The organism is Kitasatospora sp. NPDC034533, from assembly GCF_055575155.1.
In genome coordinates, this window is record NZ_JBVITE010000007.1 from 133,682 (window position 1) to 149,594 (window position 15,913).

General features: G+C 71.5%; 15 protein-coding genes and 2 riboswitches. Of the genes, 7 read left to right on the forward strand and 8 right to left on the reverse strand.

Features of this window, described 5'->3' with window-relative positions; translation table 11 throughout:
* Positions 1-6: 6 nt before the first annotated feature.
* The 4 genes from ACZ55U_RS07880 to ACZ55U_RS07895 all read right to left on the reverse strand — a co-directional run bounded on the left by ACZ55U_RS07880 (position 7) and on the right by ACZ55U_RS07895 (position 4,710).
* A complete protein-coding gene (locus tag ACZ55U_RS07880; protein WP_465523563.1) occupies positions 7-1,125 on the reverse strand; it encodes a C40 family peptidase in 1,119 nt (372 codons plus the stop codon).
* 10 nt (positions 1,126-1,135) lie between these two features.
* A riboswitch (cyclic di-AMP (ydaO/yuaA leader) is annotated at positions 1,136-1,289 on the reverse strand.
* 338 nt (positions 1,290-1,627) lie between these two features.
* On the reverse strand, positions 1,628-2,665 hold the full coding sequence (locus ACZ55U_RS07885; RefSeq protein ID WP_465523565.1) for a C40 family peptidase: 1,038 nt from the start codon (positions 2,663-2,665) through the stop codon (positions 1,628-1,630).
* Between the two features lie 216 nt (positions 2,666-2,881).
* A complete protein-coding gene (locus ACZ55U_RS07890) occupies positions 2,882-4,228 on the reverse strand; it encodes an NYN domain-containing protein (protein ID WP_465523703.1) in 1,347 nt (448 codons plus the stop codon).
* A 218-nt stretch (positions 4,229-4,446) separates the two neighbouring features.
* Positions 4,447-4,710 (reverse strand): hypothetical protein, encoded by a 264-nt coding sequence (locus ACZ55U_RS07895; RefSeq protein ID WP_465523567.1) that lies wholly within the window; start codon positions 4,708-4,710, stop codon positions 4,447-4,449.
* Positions 4,711-4,911: 201 nt separating this feature from the next.
* On the opposite strand from ACZ55U_RS07895, the gene ACZ55U_RS07900 reads away from it, so the two are divergent.
* Together ACZ55U_RS07900 and ACZ55U_RS07905 are read left to right on the forward strand one after the other, a co-directional pair.
* Positions 4,912-5,682, forward strand: coding sequence for a rhomboid family intramembrane serine protease (locus ACZ55U_RS07900; protein ID WP_465523569.1), 771 nt, complete (start codon positions 4,912-4,914; stop codon positions 5,680-5,682).
* A gap of 41 nt (positions 5,683-5,723) precedes the next feature.
* Positions 5,724-6,005, forward strand: coding sequence for an Lrp/AsnC ligand binding domain-containing protein (locus ACZ55U_RS07905; RefSeq protein WP_380696208.1), 282 nt, complete (start codon positions 5,724-5,726; stop codon positions 6,003-6,005).
* Between the two features lie 3 nt (positions 6,006-6,008).
* On the opposite strand, the gene ACZ55U_RS07910 is transcribed toward ACZ55U_RS07905, so the two are convergent.
* The 3 genes from ACZ55U_RS07910 to ACZ55U_RS07920 form a co-directional block, all read right to left on the reverse strand.
* Positions 6,009-7,424 (reverse strand): aminotransferase class V-fold PLP-dependent enzyme, encoded by a 1,416-nt coding sequence (locus ACZ55U_RS07910; RefSeq protein WP_465523571.1) that lies wholly within the window; start codon positions 7,422-7,424, stop codon positions 6,009-6,011.
* Between the two features lie 50 nt (positions 7,425-7,474).
* Positions 7,475-7,593, reverse strand: a riboswitch (SAM riboswitch).
* A gap of 110 nt (positions 7,594-7,703) precedes the next feature.
* Positions 7,704-8,780: an anthranilate phosphoribosyltransferase gene (trpD, locus tag ACZ55U_RS07915; protein ID WP_465523573.1), complete on the reverse strand. Its 1,077-nt coding sequence runs from the start codon at positions 8,778-8,780 to the stop codon at positions 7,704-7,706.
* Positions 8,781-8,900: 120 nt separating this feature from the next.
* Complete coding sequence (locus tag ACZ55U_RS07920) at positions 8,901-9,326, reverse strand: response regulator (RefSeq protein ID WP_465523575.1); 426 nt, start codon at positions 9,324-9,326, stop codon at positions 8,901-8,903.
* 398 nt (positions 9,327-9,724) lie between these two features.
* On the opposite strand from ACZ55U_RS07920, the gene ctaE reads away from it, so the two are divergent.
* The 5 genes from ctaE (at position 9,725) to ACZ55U_RS07945 (ending at position 14,548) form a co-directional block, all read left to right on the forward strand.
* Positions 9,725-10,345 carry an aa3-type cytochrome oxidase subunit III gene (gene ctaE / locus ACZ55U_RS07925; protein WP_316520843.1) on the forward strand — a complete coding sequence of 207 codons (621 nt, stop codon included), beginning with the start codon at positions 9,725-9,727 and terminating at the stop codon, positions 10,343-10,345.
* 187 nt (positions 10,346-10,532) lie between these two features.
* Complete coding sequence (gene qcrC, locus ACZ55U_RS07930) at positions 10,533-11,342, forward strand: cytochrome bc1 complex diheme cytochrome c subunit (RefSeq protein WP_465523577.1); 810 nt, start codon at positions 10,533-10,535, stop codon at positions 11,340-11,342.
* Between the two features lie 8 nt (positions 11,343-11,350).
* On the forward strand, positions 11,351-12,403 hold the full coding sequence (gene qcrA, locus ACZ55U_RS07935; protein ID WP_465523579.1) for a cytochrome bc1 complex Rieske iron-sulfur subunit: 1,053 nt from the start codon (positions 11,351-11,353) through the stop codon (positions 12,401-12,403).
* Complete coding sequence (gene qcrB / locus ACZ55U_RS07940) at positions 12,400-14,058, forward strand: cytochrome bc1 complex cytochrome b subunit (RefSeq protein WP_465523581.1); 1,659 nt, start codon at positions 12,400-12,402, stop codon at positions 14,056-14,058. The genes qcrA and qcrB overlap by 4 nt, the downstream gene beginning before the upstream one ends.
* Positions 14,059-14,176: 118 nt before the next feature.
* Complete coding sequence (locus ACZ55U_RS07945) at positions 14,177-14,548, forward strand: GntR family transcriptional regulator (protein ID WP_465523583.1); 372 nt, start codon at positions 14,177-14,179, stop codon at positions 14,546-14,548.
* An 8-nt stretch (positions 14,549-14,556) separates the two neighbouring features.
* Here ACZ55U_RS07945 and ACZ55U_RS07950 read toward each other — a convergent pair whose 3' ends face one another.
* Entirely contained in the window at positions 14,557-15,819 is a 1,263-nt protein-coding gene (locus ACZ55U_RS07950; RefSeq protein WP_465523584.1) for a L,D-transpeptidase, read from the reverse strand.
* Positions 15,820-15,913 lie beyond the last annotated feature (94 nt).

The window sequence follows — 15,913 nt, forward strand, 5'->3', positions numbered from 1 at the left end:
CGGGGATCAGACCCGCACGATGGAGGCCAGCGGCATGTTGGAGACCGCCTCGTAGCGCACCGACGCACCCGGCTTGGGGGCGTGCAGCACCTGGCCGTTGCCGGCGTAGATGCCGACGTGGTGGGCGTCGCTGTAGAAGATCAGCAGGTCGCCGGGCTGGGCCTGGGAGAGGTCGGTGCCGATCCGGGTGCCGGCCCCGGCCTGCGCCTGCGAGGTGCGCGGCAGCGACACGCCCGCCTGGTTGTACGCCCAGACCATCAGGCCGGAGCAGTCGAAGGAGCTCGGGCCGGTGGCGCCCCAGACGTACGGGCTGCCGATCTTGGAGGCGGCGTACGAGAGCGCGGCGGCACCGCGCGAGCTGCCCGCGGCCACCTTCACCGGAGCGGTGGTCGAGGGGGCCGAGAGGTCGCTGCGGCCGTTGTCGCGCGAGGCGCGGTCGGCACCGCCCTGCTGGGCCTGGGCGGCGTCGGCCTTGGCCTTGGCGTCCGCCGCGGCCTTCTGCTCGGCCTGCTGGATCGCCTGGCGCTCCTGCTCGGACAGCGTGTTGAACAGGTCCTGGGCGGCCTTCAGCTTGCTCTGGACCTCCTCCTTGGAGGCCTTCAGCTGCTGGGTGGTGGAGTCCAGCTCGGCGAGCTTGCCCTGGGCCTCGGTGCGGTCCTGGTCCAGCTTGCGCTGCTGCTCCTGGAGCTGCTTCAGCTGGTTCTTCTGGCTGTCCCCGGCCTGGTTCAGCGCACCGGCCTGGTTCAGGAAGGTGTCCGGGCTGGAGGAGAACATCAGCTGGACGGTCGGCGAGATGCCGCCGTTGCGGTACTGCTCGCCGGCGATCTCCGCGAGCCCGCCCTGGAGCTCGGTCACCTGGGCCTGCTGACGGGCCACCTGGTCCTGGAGGCCGGAGACCTGCTTCTCCAGCTCCTGCTGCTTCTCCAGCGAGGCGTTGTACTTCTCGGTCGCGACCTCGGCCTGCTCGTTGTACTGGTCGACCTGCTCCTTGACCTGTTCCTTGGTCGGCTGCGGGTCGGCGTGGGCGCCGGACTGCGCGGAGAGGGCGACGGCTGCGGCGGCGAGGCCGGTCATGATCGAGACGCGGGTGCGGCCGGCGGGCTTGGGACGACGATGGGACGCCACGAAGGCGGACTCCTTCTTCCTACGTCCGCCTACCGGGTGAGCTGACGGGTTCGGGCCGGAAGCATGCCCTACGACGCCTCACGGCCGCGCCGGCGGCCGACCTGGCGCCGATTCACCCCGGAGGAACGTGGTTCCCCGGCTCCGCTCCGCAGCGCCCCCGAACACTGGGCTCCCCTGTCGGGCAGTCGCTTCGACCTGCCCCGCTGCCTCGCGAACTCGGCGGAAACCACCGCCGCCACCCAGGCTGGGCGATCGACAGTGCGGTGGTTCGGAGCACGACCCTAGTAACTGAACCGTGATCCGTTCAAATCCTTGTCAGAAAAAAGACAGAAGATTACCCAAGTTCTTTTGTGAAAATGACCGATGGTGACCACTGACGCACGCAAGGCTGATCGGTTCTCAGCATGTGGTCACAAAAGGCGCGGAAAACCCGAACGCCACCCCCGGGCGGGGGTGGCGCTGGTCACAAGGGCCGCGGGAGCCCCTCGGGCATGTCGGCCCGTCAGACCCGGCGGATGGTGTTGATGGGCATCGCGTCCGCCTTCATCACCTTCACCACGTCACCGGTGTGCGGCGCGTGGACCACCATGCCGTTGCCGATGTACATCCCGACGTGGTGCATGTCGGAGCCGTAGACCACCAGGTCACCCGGCTGGGCCTGGTCCAGCGAGGGCACCCGGGTGCCGTAGTGGCCCTGCTCCTGCGAGGTGCGCGGCAGCGAGACGCCGGCCTGCCCGTACGCCCAGACCATCAGGCCCGAGCAGTCGAAGGTGGTCGAGCCGGTGGCGCCCCACACGTACGGCGAGCCCTGCTTGCTCATCGCCTTGGACACCGCGGTGGCCGCGTAGCCGCTGGCCGCCGGCAGGCTTCCCAGGTCCACCCGCTCGCTGCCGCGCGAGGCGCGCTCGTCCTGCGCCTGCTGGGCCCGCAGCGCGGCACGGTCGGCCGCGCTGAGCGAGTTCAGCAGGTCCTGAGCGGCCTTCAGCTTGGCGTTGACGTCCGTCTTGGCCTGGTTCAGGTCCTTGGTGGTGGTGTCGAGCGAGGCGAGCACCGCGGCCGCCTCGGTCTTCTCCTGGTCCAGCCGGCGCTGCTGCTCCAGCAGGTTCTTGAGCGCCTCGGCCTGACTGGTGCTGGCCTGCTGGATGGTGGAGGCCTTCTCCAGGTAGCCGGAGGGGTCGGAGGAGAGCATCAGCTGGACGGACGCGTCGATGCCGCCGGTGCGGTACTGCTCGCCCGCCACCTCGGCGAGGCCGCCCTGGAGCTGGGTCATCTCCTCCTGGCCGCGGGCCACCTGGTCCTGGAGCTGGTCGGCCTGCTTGCGCAGCTGGTCGGCCCGCTCCTTGGCGCCGTTGTACTTCTCCGCCGCCTGCTCCTGCTCCTGCTGGAGCTGGTCGATCTGCGCCTTGACGTCCGACGTGTTCGGCTGCGGCGCGGCGTGCGCCGCCACCTGGGCGGAGAGGGCGACCGCGGTCGCAGCGGCAGCGGTGAGCACGGAGATCCGCGCGCGGCTCGGCTGCTTGGGACGGCGGTGGGTGGCCAAGTGACCGGCTCCTTCTTCCATCGGACTCACCTGATCGGACTCACCTGATGGGATGAGATTCCGGAAAATAGGTTTGACACCTGACCCTAGTGAAGTTCAATCCGTTCTGCCACTCCCCCAAAGGCGTGAACTCCGGTCACCCACACTGACTTCACGGAAACCCCACCGGGCCCCCGGACCCCTTCCGACCAGGCGTTCCCACGCCCGGATCCGGCCTCAGGGCCGGGCCAGCCGGTTCAGCAGCAGCACCGAGGCCACCGGGCGCGCGCCCGCCTTCCGCACGCCCTCCGCGACCTCCCGGTCGGTGGACACCACCACCACCGGACGCCCCTGCGGCTCGGCCCGCACCAGACGGCGGATCAGCTCGTCGGCCGTCTCCCCGGTCCGGCTGAACCGTACCCGGACCCCGCGCGGCGGCGCCATGATCACCGGGACGTCCAGGTCCTGCCCGTCGAACACGCAGGTGACCTCCGCCTGGGTGCGCTGGGCCAGCATCGCCAGCCCGCCCAGCAGCCGGATCCGCTGCTGCTCCAGCGGAAGCGTCGGATAGCCGGTCTTGGTCACGTTGTAGCCGTCCACCACCAGGTGCACCTGGGGGATCGCCAGCAGCTGGTCCAGCAGCGCCGGATCGTCCTCGGCCAGCCCGCGCCGGGCCACGTCGTGCGGCGAGGCCGCCCCCGGCACCACCGCCTCCACCAGGTCCGCCGGACGGATCTGGGAGACCGGCAGCGCCAGCTCCCGCTGGAGCCCCTGGGCCGACTGCAACACGGTGTCCAGCAGCAGCCGCAGCCGCATGTCCTCGACGCTGCGCCCCTCCCGGGCCGACCGGCGGCCCTGCTCCGCCGCGTTCTCCAACTCGGAGACCCGGTGCCGGAGCCTGCGCGCCTCGCTCTCGGCCGCACCGCGCTCCGCCGCGGCCTGCGCCCTCGCGGCCTCCAACTCGCCGGTCACCCGGCGGGCCTCCGCCTGCGCCCGGCGGGTGTCGCTCTCCAGCGACCGCACCTTCCGGCGCAGCGACTCGGCCTCCTTGCGGACGCCCTCGAACTCGGCCCGCTGCCGGTCCAGGTCCGCCCGCGCGGAGGCCCGCAGCTCGGCCAGCTCGGCCTGGAGCTTCTCCACCAGCCGGGCCGCCTCCGCGGCCGCGTCCTCGGCACCGGCCCGCTCGGCCTCCTCGCCGGCCTCGGTCACCAGCCGGCTCCAGCCCGCCGAACGCACCAGGTAGGCGGCGGCCGCGACGTCCATCGGATCGGCGGCGCTCGGGACGGTGCCCGCCTCCAGCGCCTTCACCAGGTCCGGCTGCCCCAGCCGCAGCCGCTCCGCTATCCGCACCCGGAAGGCCGGCTCCGCCTCCAGCGCCGCCGCCAGCGCGGTGGCCGCGTACTTGGCCCGCCGGGCCGGGGTGAACTTGACGTACTGGCGCAGGCCCTGCGGAAGCTCGGCCGACGGCAGCCCGCCGAGCGCGTCCGAGGCCAGCCCGACCACCCGCCGGCGCACCCCCTCCGGCAGCGGCCGGTCGAGCTTCTCGACGACGCGCTCCGCCTCGGGGCCCGTGGAGCCCTCCACCGCCCCGGCCCCCTCGGCCGGGGCCTCGGCCGCAGCGGGCTGAAGCCCCTGGGCTTCGCCGGGCTCCTTCGCTGCGTCCACCACGTCCTCGGCTCCGATCCTGGTCCAGCGGGGTACGGCGGCGGCCGCCCCTGTCGTCACGCTCCGTGCGTCTTGTTCTGTATTGTCCCGTGCGCCGGACGGGCGCGCCGCGCACCCGCCCGCCGCACCGACGGGCGTCAGCCCTGCTCGGCGGGGGCCTCCGCGCCCTCGGCACCCGGACGGGCCACCAGCTCGACCTGGTCCACCGCGTTGCACCAGCGGCAGCGCACCGACTCGATGGTCTCGCTCAGCACCTCGGTCTCCTCGACCTTGGCCTCGCCGGCCAGGTCGAAGTGCAGGAACTCGGTCACCCGCGCGGTGCGGGTCACGTCGAAGCGGGTGAGGTTGCCGCACAGGGTGCAGCGCCAGCGCGTCTCGGCGGTCAGGGCGGGGACGGTCATCGGGGGTCCTCTCGGGTGGTCCCTGGGTGGGCTAGGCGCTCCCCACGGAGCCCCGGCGTCGGCGGCGGGAGGCGGGAATGCCCGCCCCAAGCCTATTGCCTGGGGCAACCACCGCGACCACCGGTTGCCCGAACAACCGCACTGGTCCACCTGCCGTAAACCGTCGTGTCACCTGCGGCGCCCGGAGGGATGCTTGGCCGCATGGCGCTCGCGGCCTCCGACCACACCGCCGCCCGGGCGTCGACCGCCCCGGCGGTCAGCTACGCCCTGATCGCGCTCAACACCCTGGTCTTCCTGCTCGGCCCGGCCGCCGGGCTCAACCCGGTGTACGGCTCCGGCCAGGCCCGGGTCTGCGCGGAGCAGCGGTACGAGCAGCGCTGGGGCGCCGTCCCCGCCGAGCTGCCGGCCGGCCGGCCGCTGACCGCCGAACAGCTGGCCGAGGCCCCGGACCCGGTCCCCGGCTGCCCGGCCGCCCCCACCCCCGGCAAGCACCCGGCCCTGTCCGTCCTCACCGGCCTCTTCCTGCACGCCGGCTGGCTGCACCTGCTGGGGAACCTGCTGTTCCTCCACGTCTTCGGCCCCACCGTCGAACGACGGCTGGGCCGGGCCCGGTACGCCGTGTTCTACCTGGCGGCCGGCTGCCTGAGCACGTACGGCTTCGCCCTCGCCGAGGCGCACTCGCCGGATGCCACCCGGGTGCTCATCGGGGCCTCCGGCGCGATCTCCGCCGTCCTCGGCGCCTACCTGCGCTTCCACCCCCGGGCCCGGGTGACCACCCTGGTCCCGCTGCTGTTCTTCCTGCCGCTGCGCTTCCCCGCCTGGCTGGTGCTCGGCCTCTGGTTCACCCTTCAGTGGTGGTCGGTGCACTCGGCGGGCCCGGGGGTGGCCTACCTGGTCCACGTGATCGGCTTCTGCGCCGGGTTCCTCTTCGCCTGTGCCGCCGCCCGCCACCCCCCGCGACGACCCGGCTGACGCCCGATACGCTGGCGGCACCTCACAAAGGAGCCCGAAAAGTGATCACCGCCATCGTCCTGATCAAGACCAGTGTCGACCGCATCCCGGAGATCGCCGAGGCCATCGCCGCCATCGAGGGCGTGAGCGAGGTCTACTCGGTGACCGGCGGCTACAACCTGGTGGCGATGGTGCGGGTGCGCCGGCACGACGACCTGGCCGAGGTCATCCCGGGCCGGCTCAACAAGGTCCCGGGCGTGGCCGACACCGAGACCCAGATCGCCTTCCGCACCTACTCCCAGCACGACCTGGAAGCCGCCTTCGCCCTCGGCCTGGACGAGTAGCGGTCAGCCCGCGCGCCGGGTGTCGGCGACGCAGCGCCCGCCCTCGTTGCGGTAGTTCCAGGCCGCGCCGTCCGTGACCAGCTCCCGGACGGCGGTCAGGAAGCGGTCGACGTGCTCGTCCGGCGTCCCGGCGCCGAAGCTCACCCGGATCGCGTTCAGGCTGCGCTCGCCCGGCAGCGACGGCTCCGGCGCCCCGCACTCGGACGGAGCCACCTCCTCGTCCCCCAGCAGGGTGCGCACCAGCGGGTGGGCGCAGAACAGGCCGTCGCGCACCCCGATGCCGTACTCGGCGGACAGCGCGGCCGAGAAGTGCGAGCTGTTCCAGCCCTGGACGACGAAGGACAGCACGCCCACCCGGGCGGAGTCGGCCCCGAACAGGTTGAGGACCTTGACCTGCGGGATCGCTGCCAGCCCGGCCGTCAGCCGCGCGATCAGCTGCTGCTCGCGGGCCTCCAGCGCGTCGAAGCCGGCCTCGGTCAGCGCCCGGCAGGCCGAGGCGATCGCGTAGGCGCCGATGACGTTCGGCGAGCCGGCCTCGTGCCGCGCCGGACCGGTGTGCCACTGCACGGCCACCGACCCGTCGGCCTCCCGGGCCACCGTCCGGGTCGCCCCGCCGCCCGCCAGGTACGGCTCGGCCGCGTCCAGCCAGTCGGCCCGGCCGGCCAGCACCCCGGCGCCGAACGGCGCGTAGATCTTGTGGCCGGAGAAGGCGATCCAGTCGACGTCCAGCTCGCGCACCGAGACCCGGTGGTGGGGCGCCAGCTGGGCGGCGTCCAGCACCACCCGGGCGCCGTGCCGGTGGGCGGTCCCGGTCAGCTCGGCGACCGGCCACAGCTCGCCGGTCACGTTGGAGGCGCCGGTGACGCACAGCAGCTTGGGGCCCTCGGGCGCCTCGGCGAGCGCGGCGTCCAGCGCGGCCACCGCCTCGGCCCGCGAGCGCGGCGCCCGCAGGTAGGTGACGCCCAGTCCGGCGTGCGCCCAGGGCAGCAGCGAGGCGTGGTGCTCGGTCTCGAAGGCGAACACCCGGGTGCCGGCCGGAACGGCGGCGGCCAGCAGGTTGAGCGAGTCGGTGGTGGCCCGGGTGAAGACCACCTGGTCGCCCTCGCGCAGGTCGAGGAACTCGCCGACGGTGCGGCGGCTCTGCTCGAACAGGTCGGTGGACAGCTGCGAGAGGTACCCGGCCCCGCGGTGCACGCTGCCGTAGTACGGCGCGTAGGCGGCGACGTCGTCCCACACCCGCTGGAGCGCCGGCGAGCTGGCCGCGTAGTCGAGCGCGGCGTACCCGACCTTCTCACCGCTGGCGAGCGGGACCTGGACGTCGGCGCCGAGGACGGCGAGCGGGGCACAGGGCTCGGCAGAGGGCTGCCGCGCGGAGCGCGACGAGAGGAGGGTGGTGACGGGAGAGGGGTGAGCGGACATGGATGCACTCCTTCTACGGGTAAGGGACCCCGGGAGTGCAAGCCGTCCGGTGTCCGCGCTTGTCGCACGGACGGTTTGCCGTGACGACCCGGTCCTCACCCAGGGCACCCCGCCACGGACGGAGGGTTGCCGGACAGCAAGCTGGGGCTTGGCGCTGTCGCTCATGACCTGGCGAAGACTCTAGGTCCCGTCCAGCGGGCGGTCAAACGGCCGTCCAGCATCCGGACACGGCGTGGAAGCCCGCACCGGTGCCCCCGGTACGGGCTTCCGACCTCCGCTTCAGGCCCGGCTGGTGGCCTCCGACCAGCGCCGCAGCAGGTCCTGCGCCGCGCCGGAGTCGATCGCCTTCGCGGCCCGCTCCATGCCCGCCGCCAGCTGTTCGGCGAGCGGCGCCTCGCCCAGGTCCAGCGCCACCAGGGCCGCCGCCGTGTTCAGCAGGACGGCGTCCCGCACCGGCCCGTGCTCCCCCGCCAGCAGCCGCCGCGCGACCTCGGCGTTGTACGAGGCGTCCGCCCCGCGCAGCGCCTCGATGCCGACCAGCTCGATGCCGACGTCCCGCGGGTCGAAGGTGATCTCGGTGACCACCCCGTCGCGCACCAGCCACACCTGCGAGGTGGTGGTGATGGTCAGCTCGTCCAGCCCGTCGTCGCCGCGGAAGACCAGCGCCGTCGAGCCCCGCCGGGCCAGCACGCCGGCGATCAGCCCGGCCAGCCGGGTGTCGAAGCAGCCGACGGCGTGCGCCGTGACCTTCGCCGGGTTGGTCAGCGGGCCGAGGATGTTGAAGGCGGTCGGCACCCCGAGGTCGACCCGCGCCGTGGCGGCGTGCCGCATCGAGGGGTGGAACTTCGCCGCGAAGCAGAAGGTGAGCCCGACCTCCTCGGCCACCTCGGCCACCCGCCGGGGCGACAGGTCCAGCGCCACCCCGAGCTTCTCCAGCACGTCCGAGGAGCCGCTGGCGGAGGAGGCGGATCGGTTGCCGTGCTTGATCACCTTGGCCCCGGCGGCGGCCGCGACGATCGCCGACATGGTGGAGATGTTGACGGTCTTCGCCCGGTCGCCGCCGGTGCCGACGATGTCCACCGCCGGGCCGGGGATGTCCAGCGGCTCGGCGTGCTCGTACATCGCGTCGACCAGGCCGGTGATCTCCTCGACCGACTCGCCCTTGGCCCGCAGCGCGACCATGAACCCGGCCACCTGGGCGGGGGACGCCTCGCCGCTCATGATCCGGTCCATCGCCCAGGCGGTGGACGAGCGGTCGAGGTCCTCCCCCTTCAACAGTGCCGTCAGGAGATCCGGCCAGGAGCGGACCACCTGCGCGGGGTCGCTACCGCCGTTCGCAGGGTTCACGTTCACCATGGCTGACTCCACTGTTGTCGGTTCCCCCGCTCCGGGGGGACGTCCGTACGGATGGAGCCAGCCTATCGAGCGGAGCGGTCGCCTCTCCCCTACTTCTTCCGACTGCGGCCGGGGCCGCGCTCAGCGGACCGCCGGAGCGCGCTTGGCCAGCCGGGCCCGCAGCAGGGTGGCCACCGCCTCGGCCAGGGCCACCGGGTCCACCGGGCGGGAGATCGCCGCGTCGGCCCGGCTCCAGGCGGCGAGCCAGGAGTCCTGCGGCCGGCCGATCAGCACCAGCACCGGCGGGCAGCCGTAGATCTCGTCCTTGAGCTGCCGCGCGAGGCCCAGCCCGCCGGCCGGCACCGCCTCGCCGTCCAGCAGGCAGAGGTCCACGCCCCCCTTCTCCAGCGCCTTGAGCACCGCGGGGGTGGTCGCGCACTCCAGGTAGGACAGTTCCGGAAGATCCTCGGCGGGCCGACGGCCGAGCGCCGTCAGCACCTGCTCGCGGGTGTTGCGGTCGTCGCTGTAGACGAGGACGGTGAGCGTCTCATCGGTCGTGTACGCCATGGACCCTGCTCCCTCAAGTGTGATCCGGACCACGTTCGCCTGATCCGGATGCTACTCCCGATCACCCGTCGCCGAGTCCCCCTCGCGCACCTTCCTCGCCGAGCCCCCGGCGCCCCGGGCTCACCCGCCCGGAGGACGGCCCGTCACCCGGCCCCGCCCGGTCCACCCGTACGGCCGACCCGGGCCCCCTCCCCCGTACCTCCCGGGACTGCTCCGGCCGTGCAACGACGCGCCGGGCAAGGGGGTCGTAAGCTGCCCCGAGGAACCATCAGAAAAGGGACGCGCCGCTGCTCAGCCCCCGTCCGGACCCCCCGTCGACCGCCAAGCGGGCATACCGCACGCACCGGACACTCCGAGGGACACCCCCCGACGTGAAGACGGAATAAGGGACCGACATAATGTCCGTCGTGGCGACAGCAACAGCAGTAGAAACCGGGCACGCGCACGGATCGGTCAACCGGCCGAACATGGTCAGCGTCGGAACGATCGTCTGGCTCAGTTCCGAGTTGATGTTCTTCGCGGCCCTCTTCGCGATGTACTTCACGCTCCGCTCCGTCAAGGGGCCGGAGTTCTGGACCGAGAAGGCCCACGCCCTCAACGTGCCCTTCTCCTCGGTCAACACCACCATCCTGGTGCTCTCCTCGCTGACCTGTCAGCTCGGCGTGTTCGCCGCCGAGCGCGGTGACGTGAAGAAGCTCCGGGCTTGGTTCATCCTCACGTTCGCCATGGGCGCGATCTTCATCGGCGGCCAGGTCTTCGAGTACACCGATCTGGTCAAGAAGGACGGCCTGTCGCTGTCCTCCGACCCGTACGGCACGGTGTTCTACCTGACCACCGGCTTCCACGGTCTGCACGTGACGGGTGGTCTGATCGCCTTCCTGCTGGTCCTGGGACGGACGTACGCAGCCAAGCGCTTCACGCACGAGCAGGCCACCGCCGCGATCGTCGTGTCGTACTACTGGCACTTCGTCGACGTCGTGTGGATCGGCCTGTTCGCGACCATCTACCTGATCAAGTAACCAGCTGATCAGGTCGCTGGCCACCGGCTGCGGCCCCCGCCCTCACCGGCGACGGGCCGCTTCTGCCGGTGCCGACGCTCCCACCGACCGACCGCGCGCGCAGCCCTAGACGGGCAGCCTCGTGCCGGCCAGACCGGCCGCCGGGTGCACCCACCAGTCGACCAGATCCTGACACCGGGGTTATTCCGTGAAAAAGCTCTCCGCACGACGGCGCCACCCATTGGCGGCGCTGGTCGTCCTACTTCTCGCCCTGGCGGCAACCGGGGGGCTGTACGCCGCGTTCGCGCCCGCCGACAAGGCGCAGGCCGACGTCGCCGCGCAGTCGCTCGCGATCGATGAGGGCAAGAAGCTCTTCGCCGTGGGCTGCTCCTCCTGCCACGGCCTGAACGGCCAGGGCAGCAGCGACGGTCCGAGCCTGGTCGGCGTCGGCTCCGCCGCCGTCGACTTCCAGGTCGGCACCGGCCGCATGCCGGCCCAGCAGCCCGGCGCCCAGGTCCCGCGCAAGAAGAACATCTACTCCCAGGGCGAGATCGACCAGCTCGCCGCCTACGTCGCCTCCCTCGGTCCCGGCCCGGTGACCCCGAGGGAGGAGCAGTACACCTCGACCAACCCCGAGGACCTCGCCAAGGGCGGTGAGCTGTTCCGCACCAACTGCGCCCAGTGCCACAACTTCTCCGGCCAGGGTGGTGCCCTGACCAAGGGCAAGTACGCCCCGTCGCTCGAGGGCGTGGAAGCCAAGCACATCTACGAGGCCATGCAGACCGGCCCGCAGAACATGCCGTCGTTCCCGGACACCACCATGCCCGAGGAGCAGAAGAAGCAGATCGTGGCCTTCGTGCGCCACACCACCAACGATGAGCCCAACCCCGGCGGTCTCACCCTGGGCAGCCTCGGTCCCGTGACCGAGGGTCTGTTCGGCTGGATCTTCGGCCTCGGCACGCTCATCGCGGTCGCGATCTGGGTCGCCGCCCACACCACCAAGGCCAAGAAGTCATGAGCCACGACATGTCAGAAGAGAAGCTCCCGGAGCCCCACGGCTCCGCCGGCGAGGTGGCCGACCACGGCAGCCCGTTCGCCGACCCGGGCCTGCCGGCCCACGAGCCCCGTCGCACCGACATCGACGAGCGGGCCGCCAAGCGCGCCGAGCGCCAGGTCTCGCTGATGTTCGTGGTCTCGATGCTCGCCACCGTCGGCTTCATCGCCTCGTACGTGGCCATCGACCCGGACAAGATCGTCTACATCTTCCCGCTCGGCCACGTCAGCGCGCTGAACTTCGCGCTCGGCCTGACGCTGGGCGTCGCGCTGTTCATGATCGGCGCGGGCGCGGTCCACTGGGCCCGCACCCTGATGTCGGACGTCGAGATGCCGTCCGAGCGTCACCCGATCGAGGCCTCCGACGAGGTCCGCGCGGACGTCATCGAGCAGTTCAAGACCGGCGCCGCCGAGTCCGGCTTCGGCCGCCGCAAGATGATCCGCAACACCCTGATCGGCTCCATGGCGCTGGTCCCGCTCTCCGGCGTGGTCCTGCTCCGTGACCTCGGCCCGCTTCCCGAGAAGAAGCTCAAGGAGACCGGCTGGAAGGAGGCGACCGAGGCCAAGCCGCTGCCGCTCATCAACATGAACACCATGCAGCCGATGAAGCCCGAGGACATCACCGTCGGCTCGCTGACCTTCGCCATGCCGGAGGGCCTGTCCACGCACAGCGAGGACTTCCAGCAGCGGATCGCCAAGGACGCCCTGATGCTGGTCCGCATCGCGCCCGAGGACATCAAGGACGAGAAGTCCAAGGACCTGGGCTTCGAGGGCATCCTCGCCTACTCCAAGATCTGCACCCACGTCGGCTGCCCGATCAGCCTGTACGAGCAGCAGACCCACCACGCGCTCTGCCCCTGCCACCAGTCGACCTTCGACCTGGCGGACGGCGCCCGCGTCATCTTCGGCCCGGCCGGCCACCCGCTGCCGCAGCTGAAGATCACCACTGACGAGAAGGGCAACCTGGTCGCCACCGGCGACTTCGCGGAGCCCGTCGGCCCGAGCTACTGGGAGCGTGCTCGATGAGTAGCGCGAGCAGCACCACGACCGGTGCCGCCAAGCCCTCCAGCACGCGTGAGAAGCCCGCCAACAAGTGGGAAGCCGCGGCTGACTGGACGGACGGCCGGCTGGGGATCTACTCCCTCGCCAAGGCCAACCTGCGGAAGATCTTCCCGGACCACTGGTCCTTCATGCTGGGCGAGATCTGCCTCTACACCTTCATCATCATCATCCTGACCGGTGTCTACCTGACGCTGTTCTTCAAGCCCTCGATGGCCGAGGTCGTCTACGACGGCTCGTACGTGCCGCTCAAGGGCCTCCCGATGTCCGAGGCGTACGCCTCCACCGTGGACATCAGCTTCGAGATCCGCGGCGGTCTGCTGATCCGCCAGATCCACCACTGGGCCGCCCTGGTCTTCGTGGCCGCGATGCTCGTGCACATGATGCGCGTGTTCTTCACCGGCGCGTTCCGCAAGCCCCGTGAGATCAACTGGGTCTTCGGCTTCCTGCTGCTGGTCCTGGGCATGTTCGACGGCTTCTTCGGCTACTCGCTGCCGGACGACCTGCTGTCGGGCACCGGTATCCGCTTCATGGAAGGCGCGATCCTCGCCGTCCCGCTGGTGGGCACCTACATCCAGATGTTCCTGTTCGGCGGCGAGTTCCCCGGGCACGACATCATCCCGCGGTTCTTCACCATCCACGTGCTGCTGATCCCCGGCATCATGCTCGGCCTGCTGGTCGCGCACCTGATCCTGGTCTTCTACCACAAGCACACCCAGTGGGCGGGCCCGGGCAAGACCGAGAAGAACGTCGTCGGCATGCCGCTGATGCCGGTCTACATGGCCAAGGCCGGTGGCTTCTTCTTCCTGGTGTTCGGCATCATCGCCGCCATCTCGGCGATCGCCACGATCAACCCGATCTGGTCGGTCGGCCCCTACCGTCCGGACCAGGTGTCGACCGACGCCCAGCCCGACTGGTACATGGGCTTCTCCGAGGGCCTGATCCGCGTCATGCCGGGCTGGGAGATCGGCCTGTGGGGCCACACCCTGAACCTGGGTGTCTTCGTCCCTCTGATGATCTTCCCGCTGGTCCTGGTCGCCATCGCGGTCTACCCGTTCATCGAGAGCTGGGTCACCGGCGACAACCGCGAGCACCACATCCTGGACCGCCCGCGCAACGCCCCGGTCCGCACCGCCCTGGGTGCCGCCTGGATCAGCCTCTACCTGGTGCTGCTGATCGGTGGTGGCAACGACCTGTTCGCCACCCACCTGCACCTGTCGATCAACGCGATCACCTACTTCGTCCGCGTCGGCTTCTTCGTCGTCCCGGTCGCGGTCTTCATCATCACCAAGCGCTGGTGCCTCGGCCTCCAGCGCCGTGACAAGGAGAAGGTGCTGCACGGCCGCGAGACGGGCGTCATCAAGCGCCTGCCGCACGGCGAGTTCGTCGAGGTGCACGCCCAGCTGCCGCAGGGCGACCTGCACAAGCTCACCGCGCACGAGCAGAACCAGCCGATCGAGCTGCCGGCCCAGACGGACGAGAACGGCGTGGCCCGCAAGGCCGGCGCCCTCACCCGCACCCGGGCCAAGCTCTCCCGCGGCTTCTACGGCGAGGGCAGCCAGATCCCCAAGCCGACCGCCGAGGAGCACCACGAGATCACCAGCGGCCACGGCCACCACTGATCCCGTAGGCACCACCGCGTCACCCCGAGGGCCGCTGACCAGTTCGTCTGGTCGGCGGCCCTCGGGCTTTGCCGTACCCGCCGCCCCGTACCCGCCGCCCGCGCCACCAGGAGCCACCGTGCAGCTCTCCGTCGACCCCGCCTCCGCCACTCCCCCGTACGAGCAGATCCGCTCCCAGATCGCCGAGCGGGCCCGCTCCGGCGAGCTGCCGGCCGGACTGAAGCTGCCCACCGTCCGCGCCCTGGCCGAGGAGCTGGGGCTGGCCGCAGGCACCGTCGCCCGCGCCTACCGCGAACTGGAGGCGGACGGCGTGGTGGAGACCCACGGCCGGCGCGGCACGCTGATCGCCGCCACCGGGGACGCCGCCCACCGGCTGGCCGCCGAGGCCGCCGCCGAGTACGCGGCCCGGGCGAGCCGGTTGGGCCTCTCCCCCGCGGAGGCCCTGGCCGCCGTGGACGACGCCCTGCGGCTGGCCTATCCGGAGCGCTAGGGAGCCGGTCAGAGCTCGGGGCGGATCATCCCCGAGGCCGGGGACTGGGCGGTCGGCGCGGTGGTGCTGACGGGCTGTCCGGAGGCGCTGTGCTTGAGCCAGTCCGCCCAGCCGACGTTCCAGTCCCCGAAGCCGTTGCCGAAGGGCTCCATCGCGCCGCCGAGGCTGTTCACCACCGTCACCAGGTCCCCCACCCGGGTGTGCTGGTAGAACCACTGCGCGTTCTCGGTGCTCATGCCGGTGCAGCCGTGGCTGACGTTCTCCAGGCCCTGCGAGCCGACCGACCAGGGCGCCGCGTGGACGTACTCGCCGCTCCACGTCACCCGGGTGGCCCACTCCACGTTCAGGTCGTAGGCCTCGGAGCTGCCCGCCGCTATGCCGATGGTCTCGCCGTTCATCCGGACCGACCGCTCCTGGCCGAGCACCACCTTGACGCCGTTGCGGGTGTCGAAGCCCGGCTTGCCGGTGGTGACCGGGATGGTCCGCAGCACCTCGCCGTCGCGCTTCAGGGTGAGGACGTGGGCGGCCGCGTCGATCACCGACTCCACCCGTTCGCCGATCCGCAGCTTCAGCGAGCTGCGGTCGCCGCCGTAGAGGCCGTCGGCGATCCGGCTGCCGGTGCCGTCGAAGGCCAGGGAGACGGTCGTACCGGCCGGCCAGTACTCCTCGGGGCGGAAGTGCAGGTTCTTGTCGTCCACCCAGTACCAGGCGCCCTTGACGGTGGGCTGGGAGCCTACCGTCAGCACCCGTTCGACCTCCTGACGGGCCTGCGGGTCCTTGATGCCCTCGGAGAGCTGCACGGTGAGCGGCTGGCCCACGCCGTAGACGCCGCTGCCGGAGGAGTCCGGGCCGAGCTTGGCGGTGAGCAGGCGCTGGGCCTCGACGGTGCTGAACTTCGCGGTGGTGTCACCGCGGCCGCCCTTGCCGTCGTCGGCGGAGATCCGGACGGAGTACGCGGTGGAGGCCTTCAGCCGGCCGGTGGTCTGCCAGCTGCGCTGGTCGTCGGCGAGCTTCCCGGCGACCACCCGGCCGTCCGGGCCGACCACGGTGACGTCGGTGAGCCGACTGCCCCGGACGGCGGTCACGGTGACGGACTGGGAGGGGTCGACCTTGCCCTCCGCCGAGAGGTGGACCAGCGGGGCCGCGTCGATCCGGTGCGGCCCCCCGGTGGTGCGGTCGTCCTCCCCCGCTGTGCAACCGGCCAGCGGGGCCAGTACCGCGAGGGCGAGCGAGATGCCGCCGAGAGCTGCGATTCCACGCCTGTCGGCCATGGCCGCCTCCGAAGGTTCGCACGATTGATCAGATCGTAGGAACCGGCCCGGGAGAAGCGACATCCGAGGGACTCCCTGTTCACCCACCGGAGTG

Excerpts from the sequence above, each read along its gene's own strand:
- ACZ55U_RS07920 (WP_465523575.1), bottom strand. The coding sequence starts at position 9,326 with ATGGCGTACACGACCGATGAGACGCTCACCGTCCTCGTCTACAGCGAC.
- qcrB (WP_465523581.1), top strand. The coding sequence starts at position 12,400 with ATGAGTAGCGCGAGCAGCACCACGACCGGTGCCGCCAAGCCCTCCAGC.
- qcrA (WP_465523579.1), top strand. The coding sequence starts at position 11,351 with ATGTCAGAAGAGAAGCTCCCGGAGCCCCACGGCTCCGCCGGCGAGGTG.
- ACZ55U_RS07900 (WP_465523569.1), top strand. The coding sequence starts at position 4,912 with ATGGCGCTCGCGGCCTCCGACCACACCGCCGCCCGGGCGTCGACCGCC.
- ACZ55U_RS07910 (WP_465523571.1), bottom strand. The coding sequence starts at position 7,424 with ATGTCCGCTCACCCCTCTCCCGTCACCACCCTCCTCTCGTCGCGCTCC.
- ctaE (WP_316520843.1), top strand. The coding sequence starts at position 9,725 with ATGTCCGTCGTGGCGACAGCAACAGCAGTAGAAACCGGGCACGCGCAC.
- trpD (WP_465523573.1), bottom strand. The coding sequence starts at position 8,780 with ATGGTGAACGTGAACCCTGCGAACGGCGGTAGCGACCCCGCGCAGGTG.
- ACZ55U_RS07950 (WP_465523584.1), bottom strand. The coding sequence starts at position 15,819 with ATGGCCGACAGGCGTGGAATCGCAGCTCTCGGCGGCATCTCGCTCGCC.
- ACZ55U_RS07895 (WP_465523567.1), bottom strand. The coding sequence starts at position 4,710 with ATGACCGTCCCCGCCCTGACCGCCGAGACGCGCTGGCGCTGCACCCTG.